9 protein-coding genes are annotated in these 9,861 nt (G+C 62.6%); 6 read left to right on the top strand and 3 right to left on the bottom strand.

Features of this window, described 5'->3' with window-relative positions; translation table 11 throughout:
• Window positions 1–345 precede the first annotated feature (345 nt).
• On the top strand, window positions 346–879 hold the full coding sequence (locus ABH933_RS45250) for a hypothetical protein (RefSeq protein WP_429429287.1): 534 nt from the start codon (window positions 346–348) through the stop codon (window positions 877–879).
• A 164-nt stretch (window positions 880–1,043) separates the two neighbouring features.
• On the opposite strand, the gene ABH933_RS45245 is transcribed toward ABH933_RS45250, so the two are convergent.
• Window positions 1,044–3,437, bottom strand: coding sequence for an ATP-binding protein (locus ABH933_RS45245; RefSeq protein WP_429429285.1), 2,394 nt, complete (start codon window positions 3,435–3,437; stop codon window positions 1,044–1,046).
• Between the two features lie 297 nt (window positions 3,438–3,734).
• Window positions 3,735–4,118 (bottom strand): hypothetical protein, encoded by a 384-nt coding sequence (locus tag ABH933_RS45240; protein WP_429429283.1) that lies wholly within the window; start codon window positions 4,116–4,118, stop codon window positions 3,735–3,737.
• Window positions 4,119–4,848: 730 nt separating this feature from the next.
• On the opposite strand from ABH933_RS45240, the gene ABH933_RS45235 reads away from it, so the two are divergent.
• The 3 genes from ABH933_RS45235 (at window position 4,849) to ABH933_RS45225 (ending at window position 7,563) form a co-directional block, all read left to right on the top strand.
• On the top strand, window positions 4,849–5,163 hold the full coding sequence (locus ABH933_RS45235) for a hypothetical protein (protein WP_429429281.1): 315 nt from the start codon (window positions 4,849–4,851) through the stop codon (window positions 5,161–5,163).
• A gap of 515 nt (window positions 5,164–5,678) precedes the next feature.
• Window positions 5,679–6,800 carry a replication-relaxation family protein gene (locus ABH933_RS45230; protein ID WP_429429279.1) on the top strand — a complete coding sequence of 374 codons (1,122 nt, stop codon included), beginning with the start codon at window positions 5,679–5,681 and terminating at the stop codon, window positions 6,798–6,800.
• A 97-nt stretch (window positions 6,801–6,897) separates the two neighbouring features.
• Window positions 6,898–7,563: an HAD family hydrolase gene (locus ABH933_RS45225; RefSeq protein WP_429429277.1), complete on the top strand. Its 666-nt coding sequence runs from the start codon at window positions 6,898–6,900 to the stop codon at window positions 7,561–7,563.
• On the opposite strand, the gene ABH933_RS45220 is transcribed toward ABH933_RS45225, so the two are convergent.
• Window positions 7,549–8,820 (bottom strand): helix-turn-helix domain-containing protein, encoded by a 1,272-nt coding sequence (locus ABH933_RS45220; RefSeq protein ID WP_429429275.1) that lies wholly within the window; start codon window positions 8,818–8,820, stop codon window positions 7,549–7,551. The genes ABH933_RS45225 and ABH933_RS45220 overlap by 15 nt on opposite strands.
• Before the next feature lie 206 nt (window positions 8,821–9,026).
• Between ABH933_RS45220 and ABH933_RS45215 the strand changes: the two genes are divergently transcribed.
• Together ABH933_RS45215 and ABH933_RS45210 are read left to right on the top strand one after the other, a co-directional pair.
• Window positions 9,027–9,443, top strand: coding sequence for a hypothetical protein (locus ABH933_RS45215; protein ID WP_429429273.1), 417 nt, complete (start codon window positions 9,027–9,029; stop codon window positions 9,441–9,443).
• Window positions 9,440–9,847 (top strand): hypothetical protein, encoded by a 408-nt coding sequence (locus tag ABH933_RS45210; RefSeq protein ID WP_429429271.1) that lies wholly within the window; start codon window positions 9,440–9,442, stop codon window positions 9,845–9,847. Before ABH933_RS45215 ends, ABH933_RS45210 begins: the two co-directional genes overlap by 4 nt.
• Window positions 9,848–9,861: the final 14 nt, after the last annotated feature.

Here is a 9,861-nt window from a genome sequence, read left to right as displayed (position 1 = left end):
TACTGCTGGTGGGCAGCCGATTAGGGAGCTTCCCACCGGGTACCTGGGACTGATCCTGGCCGGGATCAAGCCCTACCACCAGTCTTAAGTAGCCGCATATCGGTTGTTCGGCAGTTCGAAAAGTGCTGCATTGCAACTTCTCTCACACCGTAATCAAGGGGTTCGGTATTGTTCGTTGCTGCCCTTGACGTATTTCGGGGGTGGTGGATGTTCCGGCCATCGTGGGGCCGCGCGTTGTGCCGGGTGGGTGTCCATATCCGTGGTCGGCGGCAAGGGGAGCCGCAGCGGTGTGGCTTGTAGGCAGGTAGTTGACCTGGAATTGCCTTCGGGCGAGATAGTGGAGGCATGACGATACCGATCAACACTGATGCCCGGTGGGGCAAGCTCGAGATTCGCGGCGTTCGTCGTGATCGCCCGGACGTCGACAAGATCGCGGAGGTGCTTGTCGAGCTGGCGCGAGGACAGCTGGGCGACAAGCGAAGTCGTCGTGACAACCGCGCCGGGAGCGGTGGCGGGAGTTCACCATTGCCGCCTCTGCCGGCCCGCCGGTCCACGCCGAGTCGAAAGCGGCAACTCGGTCAGGACCAAGTCCGGATGCTGGTGCGCGACTATGCGGCCGGTGCAACGACCGCCGAGTTGGGCGACCGGTCCGGGGTCGATCGCCGTACCGTCAGCGCCATCCTGCATCGGCACGATGTGCCGATGCGCCGACGCGGCCTGTCTGCACACCAGATCGACGAGGCGATTCGCCTCTACGGTCTCGGTTGGTCCCTGGCACGAGTCGGGAAACACTTTGCCGTCGATCCGACCACCGTGTTGAATCGTCTGCGCGAGCGTGGCGTCCGCACCCGCGACACACACGGGCGGGCTCGGCCCTGACGTCGGTCCATGAGGACCGGGTGAGACCGCACTCGTGGCGAGCACGGCTCGCGGTCGTGGTATCGACAGTGTGCCTTCGGCACGTAATCAACACCGACGGCCACATACACACCTTGAGGTGCTTTACTGGTGGGCTGCGGCGTCAACGTCCACTCCAATACTCCTCACCCGTCGAGAGGGTCTGCGGCATCAAGTGAAGCCAGAAGACTGGCGACCACTGGCGTCGCGATACCGACTCTCTGGTACAGACTCATCGCCGCCTTGAGCTCAGTTCGGGCGGTCGTTGTGTCGTCGAGTTGGAGGCGGCACCCCGCAATACCCTCCCGCGCTTGAGCCTCAAGCAATGGGCTCTCTACAAGACCACCAAGCCTGAGGGCCTCCGCGTACTCAGCCAGAGCTTGCCGGGGCTCGCCAGCCTCAGCCGCGAATTTCGCCGCCTGCAGTCGCGCCTCGGCCTCTCCATGTTGGTCACCTATTTCTCGGTATATCAGATACGCCTGACGAACAAGCGCTGCTCTGTCAACATTCGCGTCCAGTACTGAGCTCAGTGACAGAAGGGCATTCGCTTCGCCGAGCCGGCCGCCAATTTCCCGGTAGACATCGATCGCCCGCTTCAGGAGTGTCGCCGCGTCGTGATGGTTACTCTCACTACATAGTGCACGACCTAGGTCAACCGTGGTATTGGCCTCACCGAGCCGACTTTCGATGGCACGATAGAGGTCCAGCGCTTGTCGACAATATTCCGCCGACCGCGAGTAATCGCCGAGAGTGTGGCACACCCGGCCCAGGTCGTTGAGTGCGTTAGCCTGGCCAACCACATCTTCTACATCGCTACAGAAATCCAGAGTACTTAGATACATTTCTAAGGCTACTCTGCAGTCACCAGTACGATGCTGTATGGCAGAGAGATGCAGCCGAGCGTTGCCTTCGCCCACCCGATCACCGACATCTTGGTAGATAGCCAGCGCCTCTCGTATGAACTCAGCGGCTTCGGTAAAGTCGCCACGCGCAAAATAAATAAGCCCCAGATAGCAGCCCGAGTTAGCCTGGCCGAGTCGATTATCCGCTTCTCGGTATATTGTCAACGCTCGCTGTGCTGATTCGGTCGCTGCCGAGTTATCGCCGACGAGGTACTGTGTGTCGCAAATATCTTGCAGTGCATTTGCTTCGGCGAGCTGGTCACCGACCCTCCGAGCCACGGCGGCGGCACGGCCATGCAGTTCGAGCGCTTGTTGCCGTGGCCCCTTCAGTCGCAGAAAGCCAGCGAGGACGCAACTCAGTTCGATGAGTCGTATCGAATCGCCCACTGCGGCTGCATGTTGCAGACAGGCCAGCAGATTCGACTGCTCGGCAGTCATCCAGGAGAGCGCCTCCGGATAAGTCGTTAATGTAGGGAAGCTGCCGGACGATGTACTTGTGGCGCGGCTCGGACAAGTGACGCGTGCAAGATGACGATCGGCGATACGAGAGGTATACTGATAATAGTCGAATAGCCGATTGATGGAATCGCTGCGCTCCTCGATCGGATCGCGTTTTGCCAATGTGCGAGCATAGTCGCGGACCAAATCGTGCATTCGGTAGCGACAAACAGAAGTTTCCTCTAAGAAATGATCGGTATAGAGAGTGTCCAAATTCTCCCGGGCCATGACGAACGAAATATCTGCCAAAGCCGCAGCCGCGTGCGCATCGACGTCCTGGCCAGGATGCGTGCTGAGCTGACGGAAAAACTCTTGGAGCGAGGGCGACAGATCGGCATATGACATGGCAAAGGCGGCATGCACGGTCCTCTCTTGACTATCACTGTCGCCGAGGTTGCCTCGGGTTATGATGAAATCCCGAATGAGATCGCTGATCGCCCAGGTGGGATGGTGCGCCAAACGACCGGCCAGCAGGACAATCGCGAGAGGCAAGTGCCCGCACAGTCTGACGATTTCGCTGACATCGGCCAACTCGCTGTCAGTCACTTCACGACGGCGACTGAGTGTGGCAAATAATTCCACTGCCGCAGAGGGCGCAAGGGTACCCAGTGATAAAGACACCACATCATCCAGCGTGACAAGTCGACGGCGACTGGTGATCAGCGTCATGCAACGTGGCCCGGTCGGCAACAGCGACTCAATTTGAGCATAGTCACCGGCGTCATCAAGGACCAGCAAAAGAGCCTTTGCCGACGCTCGGTCGCGCCACAGATCTCGCCGACTTTCGACACTATCGGGAATGTGTCGCGGATCGATGCCGAGATCTGTGAGCAGCCGAGCAAGCACGTCGAAGGGCTTCGCCGATAACTGTCCAGGCGTGTGAGCATTCAGCTCCACGAAGAACTGGCCATCTGGAAAATTCCTGGCCAGCTGACGTGCAGCGGTTGTAGCCAGCGCGGTTTTGCCGATACCGGGCATACCGTCGATGGCGATAATGCGTTCATTGCCCGCCGCAGCCAGAATCAACCGCAGCTGCTCGTCGCGACCCAGGAAGGTCGTTACTTCGCGCGGCAAGGTATTCGTCGCAATCGGATGGACAGAGGCGTCATGCAGGTTGATCGTGCCATAGTTGTCTCCCATGATATTCGCCTGTCGAGCGAAGCCTTCAGCGTGCATGCAGTATTCACACTCTCCGATCCGAGATCAGTTGACTCCCAGGGAGATCCAACTGGGTAGCTCACCGAATCCCTGCGCCGCCACCCAACCTCACTTGCCGAAATCGGGCTATAACAGCAGAGAACATTAGCGGCACAGAGGATTTCAAGTACCCAGGCCCGCGCCGACACTGGCCTCCTGCGCCCCGACTGTTGCATCAACGCAGTACACCGATATTTGTGCAGTCGTCTCGGCCGTCTGGCACCGGGCATTCTCCAGTGGTTAGAAGTTGATGGTGCCGGTGTTGTCGCCGCGAATGTTGAGTTGCTTTGCATTGTCGTATGCCTTCGCGACGAAGGCCTCGATCATGGGGTCTTCCTGTGCGATCTCCACCAGATTGTGTATCTCGGCAGCGAAGTCTGGATCAGACCTGGCCGCCGCAGCGATCGACTCCGCCACCGTGATCTGGGCTTGCGATGACGGGTTCGTACTCAAAGCAAGTACCGCCGCAGATTTTTCAGAGCCGTGCCCGAACTTTTGAGCAGTCACCTCACGCAGACGAGCAACCGCGCGCCAGCCACTGGCTCCCGCATCTTTGGCGAAACCCTCCCCGAACTTCGACGCTAGTAACGCCGCTGCTGCCACAGCTATCGAAATCGGCTCCATACCCGCCCCTGAACGCTCGACACGTAACGGACATCAGCCTAGACGCTCGGATCAACTCGGGCAGCAGATCCGCCGGAAAACCCGACGGTGTCAACGACTGTTGGTCGGATCGTGGTGGTAGCTGAGGTCTATCGCCCTGGGTGTGAGGCTCGTCGGAGTGGTCGGCACGTCCTGTCGGCCAAAGCGCTTGACTGCTGGCACGATTGGAGGTTCATGTGCAGTGCTCAAGAGTAGCTTAGACGTTGCCGAGGCAGGAGAAATTTCGAGCTGTGGAGATCGGCTGGCGGGGGTGGGCCGTTCATAAGCGGCCCTCGTATCGGCCCTCGTGTCGGCCCCGCACTCCTGGGCACCGGCATGTCGCTCGTGGCCGTCATCAGGATCACGGTGCTGTCCGAATCCGCCGACCGGAGGAGAGCGAGAGAGGAAAAGATCTTGCGGAGGGGTTTACTTCTCCGTGCAGCGAGGTACGCTTCAAGATCCAGTGTGTCAACCAGAGCGTACAAGACACCCGATCGTAGTGTTGGAGAGTACTGAGAGTATCCAGTAAGCGGCTGGTTCGTCAAGCTGGCACCACCGACCGGTGGTGTGACAAGTGAATCGTGATCGCTGGCCTCGATGGGTGCTACGGCAGTCGAGGAGTCGAAGCGGCACAGCCCACACGGCAAACCAACCGCGACTACCCCCGCGACCCCCGCCACAAGCAGGAGGTTGCGGATATTGGAGACTCCCCATGAGCACGCCCCATAACACCCCCGAACCCGACGACCCCGTGCACGGCGACGCCCCGCCCGTCGTTCCGCTAAGTCCCGCGCGCCAGGGGCGCGCCCGCCCGGCTCCGCCACCGGCTTCGCAGCCGTCTGCGGAGCCGGAGCAGTTGAGCTTCGATGACGACTGGATCGATTACTGGCGCACGATCACCGACAAGTGGGCACCCCTCGATCGCGACCAGATCTCGGCCATCGCCGCGATCGTCGAACAGATCGACGCCCGCCGCGCCGCCACCGAGAACGGTGACCCGCGTCGTCGGCGACCCGAGGCGGCCTGAATGCCGCTCATGAACGAGAAGATCCCCGCCGGGCAGGCTTACAGAAGCCTGTCGGAGTCGCGCCCCGGTCCCGCGCACCCATACCCACCTGCGGTTTTGCGTCGCCGGGGTACCCCATTCACTACCCCGCTCTTAAGTGGGCGGGTGAATGGGCCAGTGAACGGGCGGGTGAATGGGGTAGTGAAACTTCGGTGCACCGCACCCGGTTGCCGGACTCACTCCCCCTTCAGCGCCCTGGTCATCGCGGGCGCCGGCGTCCTCGGCCATCGAGATGCCGGCGTGGTGAAGGCCGATGAGTTGGACCTCCTGATCGATGTCGTCGGTGCCTGGCGACCGGTGGGCGGTGAGGCTCGGTGACCGGTCGCGAGAACACTCCGGCGGATGGGTCGGCGGGTGGTGGCGCGGATGGGGTGGCGGGTGCTCGGCGTCCTATAGCCGCCACCCCAAACGCCGAACACGACAACCGCCTCACCGCAGCTCAGGCCCGCATTCGAGGCAAGGCAACGAAATCCAGAATGAATACTAATAGTAGTGAGACGTATTCACTCGCCGGGCGAAGTGGCGGGCGTGGTGTGCGACGTGGCGGGCATTCGGACGCGGGCGCGTGGTTTCGTCTGCTCGATCGTGACCGACGCCTGCTCGCCTTGCTTGCTGAGCACAAGGTGTTCACGACCGAGCAGATCGCGTGCCTGGAGTTCTCCTCGGTGCGCCGCGCGCAGGACCGGCTGCGGAAACTGCGGGGGATGGGCATGCTGTTCGCCTTCCGCGAGTCCCTCTACGGCGGCGGCACCACCCAAACCCGCCACGCGCTCGGATATTCCGGCGCGCGCCTGATCGCGGCCCAACGCGCGCAAACCCCACCGACCCCGGCCAAGCACAAGCTGGGATTGGAGCGACTGGCGTGCTCACCGATGCTCGGCCACCGCCTCGGCGTGAACGGCTTCTTCGCCGCACTGGCCGCGCACCGCAACCCCACCCGCCTCGGCCCGGCCGCGCCGGACTCGGTGCAGGGGCTGACCCAGTGGTGGTCCGAGCGCCAATGCGCCGAGATGTTCTGGACGCACGCTTCGGGTGAGGGCGATCTCCACCCCGACGGCTACGGTTGCTGGGAACAGGATGGCCGCGTGGTGCGGTTCTTCCTCGAGTACGACACCGGTACCGAGTCGTTGAAGACCGTGGTGTCCAAACTCGCTGACTATCAAGAGTTCCCGACCGACAACTTCGGGATCCTGCTGTTCAGTGTGCATTCCGCGCGCCGCGAGACCGGGTTACGGACCGCGCTGAGTCGCGCGTTCGGCAGCTACGCCCCCGGCCTGATGATCGCGACCACCAGCCGCGACCTGACCCACCCCCACGGCCCGGCAGGACCGGTCTGGGCACTATGGACCCCCAAGAACGCCGACGCGGCCACCCGGCGAGTACGACTGGCCGATCTCCCCGAACGCGGCCCGAGCATCGCCCATCACGCCAGTGCCGAGCAACTGCCCTACAGCGAGGCAGCCTTCGACCGCGACGACCCCCAGATCCAGATCCAGAACCTCCTCCACCCCAACCAGACTCGACCCACCGCCAAATACCCGGCCCGGCACGACGCCACCGAGGACGACGGCCTCCCCGAATGGGACATCCCCGCCTAGAAAGCTGACGCGATGACCGCCTGACGCCCGCCGGACCAGAATGCAGGACAGCCGCCCAAGCGCGGCCTGGACGGCTTCTCTGTGTACCGTGTGGCCCATGATCGGGGCTGTTGTGTTCGATGTCGGAGAAACGCTCGTCGATGAGACGCGTGAATACGGAACATGGGCGGATTGGCTCGGCGTACCGCGGCATACGTTCGTCTCGGTATTCGGCGCGACGATCGCCCTCGGGAAGGACTACCGCGAGACGTTCCAGGTTTTCCGCCCTGGTTTCGACCTGGGGCAGGAACGAGAAGCGCGAGCGCAGGCAGGGTTGCCGGAGACCTACGGTGACGAGGACCTTTATCCCGACGTACGTCCAGCCCTGTCGAGGCTTCGCGAGATGGGCGTGTGGGTCGGGATCGTCGGCAATCAAACCGTCCGATCGGGCCGGATCCTTCGCAGCCTCAACCTGCCGACAGACTTCATCGCGACCTCGGATGACTGGGGTGTCGAGAAGCCCTCGGCTTCCTTCTTCGAGAAAGTCGTCGAGGTGGCACCGTGTGAAGCCGGGCAGATCATCTACGTCGGCGACCGGATCGACAACGACGTAGCGCCCGCGAAGGCAGCCGGGATGCGAACCGCATATATCCAGCGTGGCCCGTGGGGATGGATCTACCGGGATAAACCAGAGGTCGTGGAACTGGCCGACTGGAAGATCCACGACCTGAACGAGTTGCCGAAAATTGTTGCGGCAGAGAATGATTCGTTAGACCGCCAGTGACCTGATCGTCGTATGCCAGTTGTAGAGCTGTTCATCGAGCGCCCTCACCTGCGGGAGTGAGTCCCAAGGACGTAGAGACTGACGGACAGCCTTCACGCGATCCATCGCTGTCGCATACCAGTGCTCCCCGAGCAGGCTCAGTGCGTCGTCAAGAAATTGGCACGCTTGCTCAGGTTCACGCTCGAGTACGGCAGCAGAGGCAAGGTCCGCGCAGAACACAGCACGCTGCTTTATCTCCTCCGCAGGAAGCTGCTCCAGGGCCCCCAGGAGTGTTTCGCGGGCAGCCGGACCCTGACCGGCGGCAATCAGCGTATTGCCTTTGAATCCCGCGAGACGTATCGGCGAGAACCAGTCCAGCCAGGGAGGACTCGGATTCTCGTCCTCGTCGTATTCCGCGTAGACACCCTCCGCGTGCGCAATCAACTGCAAGGCGCGGCGCGTGTCACCGAGTCGAGTTTCGACTTCCGCTTCGGTCGCGTCGAGCCACGCCTCCATCTCGGCGCTGGCGTCTCCGCGACGAGCAAACGTGCGTGCCCCACGGATCTTGTCCCGAGCATCTTCGGCCTGTTTCGGGTCACCGGAATACGAGAAGGCCGGGGCAAATGCCATGTGCGCGAGAGCCGCAGCACCCAGCAATGCGTCGTCCGCTCGGCCTGCGGCCTGAAAGGCAAGGACGAGGCTCGGTTTCGCCGTGTCGGGCTGTTGTAGGTCGAAGAACTCCAGCCTTCCGGCAAGAAGGCTCGATTCCGCGACTGCCCTTGCCATGAGGGACTGGGGGGTACCCGAAAGTTGCGGCAGCAGATCCCAACCGAGCGCGGCGTGCTCGGCCACGAGCCGCTCGAGCCTCGACGAGGGAACCGACCAATACATGTGTCGATATGCCACGGTCGCGGTCATGAAGTCCGAGGCGACCGATGGCGGAAGAGCGACGGCCAGAGCGCCCGAGTGCCGGGATGCCCATGTTTCAGGTCGGCCGCTCCCCTGTGGCTGAGTCGTCTTGTCTGCGACAGCCTTTCGCGACGATGTGAAGCCCAGTTCAGAAATCGGGCGGCCGAACAAGGTCTCCAACGCCGTCGCGTGTTCGGGTTGCGGCCAGGGCGGTTCGTCGGATTCCCAACGTCGGACAGTCCTGGCGTTGACTGAGATGCGAATGCCAATGTCGCGTGCGGCCTGATTCAGCGCGTCTGCCAGCGCGCTCTGGGACCGGTATCCCATGCTGAGCCGTGCGGCACGAAGTGCATTCTCGGGGGAAGTCATACGACGACCATAGCACCGCTGACGCGGCTAATGTCCTAATGCGGACATGAAATGACCTCTAAATGTCCCATCAAATGGCCTTTTTTAGGACATGTACCGGTGCGATTGTGGTAGCAACGCCCGATGCGGCGTGGCCCCTACCGACGGCGACGCACCCCGGCATCGGCACGTATCTACTGCCAAACAGAACGGTCCCGAGGAAACCCATGAAGCCCAGAGCAGCCGGATCCGCGACCCATCAGACATCCGGCACACATCAGGACACCGCCGAGAACTCGAAACAACTGATCCCACAGTCATCCGGTCGTCTCGCGATCCGCTGCATCCGGCCCGACCTGAGCGCCGACCGCGACCACGATGAGCGCGAAATGAGCCGGATCGGAGTCCAGCTCGGATACGCGGTCGACGAGACAGTCGTCGAACTCGATCCGCCCCGGGAGGGCATCTACACCACGGTCATGCTCGCCCTGCGGCGCTCGCAGGCCGACGCAGTGATCGTGGTCGACCTGGAGCACGTTGACAGCATCGACGGCGCGATCCGCGAGCGCGCTGTCCTCATCACCGTCGAGGGCGAGCATGTCCTCGAACGCGCCGTCGCCGGTGCCATGAGGGAGCGGTCATGATGGGTGCGCCTATCTGGTGGATGGTGGGGGGTGTCATCGCGATCGTCTTCGGCGTGATCGGCATGTTCGTCTGGCAGGATCTGCGGGAGTCTCGCGATGAACTGCCCGGCGCGGTGCCCGCACCGGCCGCCCAGCGGCCACCCGTCCGCCGACGGCCCGAACGCGCCGCGCTGGAACCCACGCCACGACTGGACCACTCCGCATACGAGCACGCGCCCAGCGTGAGCAGGGCGCACGCGATCACCCAGACCCACATCGACTGTGCGGCCCGGGACTGCGCGCGCAAACGGCAAGCGCTCGGCATCCTCGCTGCCGCAGGGAAAATCGCTCTGCGCGCCCAGCCGCACTTCCGTCTCGCCGGAGCGCCGGTGGACCCGATTCCCGTCGTCAAGCGGACATCATGACCGGTCGCACGCGT

It is taken from the genome of Nocardia sp. GP40 (assembly GCF_050434125.1).
Classification (GTDB): Bacteria; Actinomycetota; Actinomycetes; order Mycobacteriales; family Mycobacteriaceae; genus Nocardia; species Nocardia albiluteola.
This window is presented reverse-complemented; position numbering and strand designations above follow the sequence as displayed.

Bases quoted from the DNA above. Each gene is read 5' to 3' on its own strand.
- ABH933_RS45250 (WP_429429287.1), top strand. From the start codon at position 346: ATGACGATACCGATCAACACTGATGCCCGGTGGGGCAAGCTCGAGATT.
- ABH933_RS45245 (WP_429429285.1), bottom strand. From the start codon at position 3,437: ATGGGAGACAACTATGGCACGATCAACCTGCATGACGCCTCTGTCCAT.
- ABH933_RS45240 (WP_429429283.1), bottom strand. From the start codon at position 4,118: ATGGAGCCGATTTCGATAGCTGTGGCAGCAGCGGCGTTACTAGCGTCG.
- ABH933_RS45235 (WP_429429281.1), top strand. From the start codon at position 4,849: ATGAGCACGCCCCATAACACCCCCGAACCCGACGACCCCGTGCACGGC.
- ABH933_RS45230 (WP_429429279.1), top strand. From the start codon at position 5,679: ATGAATACTAATAGTAGTGAGACGTATTCACTCGCCGGGCGAAGTGGC.
- ABH933_RS45225 (WP_429429277.1), top strand. From the start codon at position 6,898: ATGATCGGGGCTGTTGTGTTCGATGTCGGAGAAACGCTCGTCGATGAG.
- ABH933_RS45220 (WP_429429275.1), bottom strand. From the start codon at position 8,820: ATGACTTCCCCCGAGAATGCACTTCGTGCCGCACGGCTCAGCATGGGA.
- ABH933_RS45215 (WP_429429273.1), top strand. From the start codon at position 9,027: ATGAAGCCCAGAGCAGCCGGATCCGCGACCCATCAGACATCCGGCACA.
- ABH933_RS45210 (WP_429429271.1), top strand. From the start codon at position 9,440: ATGATGGGTGCGCCTATCTGGTGGATGGTGGGGGGTGTCATCGCGATC.